Source organism: Cryobacterium sp. 10I5 (assembly GCF_035019865.1).
Classification (GTDB): domain Bacteria; phylum Actinomycetota; class Actinomycetes; order Actinomycetales; family Microbacteriaceae; genus Cryobacterium; species Cryobacterium breve_A.
The window spans coordinates 1-599 of the sequence record NZ_JASJVI010000210.1; the positions used below are offsets into that span (position 1 = coordinate 1).

The window sequence follows — 599 nt, forward strand, 5'->3', positions numbered from 1 at the left end:
CACCACTGGTGCTCTTCCGCACGACCAGTGGGGCTCAACCGCACGATCGGGTGGGGCTCAGAGACTCGAATACTCACTGGAGGGCATGGAGCCCGACCGCGAGACGGTTGAGGACATCAGCTCCTACCTCGAGGGGAGCATGACGCTCGAAGAATTCATCGAGAAGTCCAAAGCACTCTGACGCAGATGAGCAATGCAGGCAAACAAGAAGCCCCCCGCAACGGCGAGGGGCTTCTGAGGTAGTCACGCCGGTTCAAGCCCGGCGCTCGTACCGGCTACGTTACAGTCGCGCACCTCGACCAGGCAAGCCACGAATGGCCACATCGCGGGCGCGGTCTTCCTCATCGGCGCGATCGTGAATCTCAGCGACTCGCTCGGCCATTCCAGGCTGCGCCAAGAGGGCGTCGAGACGGTCGTTCCCATCGACAAATGTCTTAGCCAAGTTCATTCCTCCCTGTCGCTGCACAGAAAATATGACTTCAGTATCCTACGAAGAAGAAGTCACGGCGCGAAGGAGTCCCAAATGCCCGACGCAACGACCAACACCGAGGTCCAGAAGAGCCTCCAGGGCCTCCGTGATGCCGCCGAGGCACAGGGTC

Annotated in this window: 2 protein-coding genes; both read left to right on the forward strand. The window is 60.6% G+C overall.

The features are described from left to right. Nucleotides 1–181 (forward strand): antitoxin VbhA family protein (locus tag QN350_RS19740; RefSeq protein WP_323517216.1); only part of this gene is annotated, 181 nt, incomplete at its 5' end. Nucleotides 182–355: 174 nt separating this feature from the next. Further along, on the forward strand, nt 356–599 hold a 244-nt coding region (locus tag QN350_RS19745; RefSeq protein WP_323517218.1), incomplete at its 3' end, for a hypothetical protein.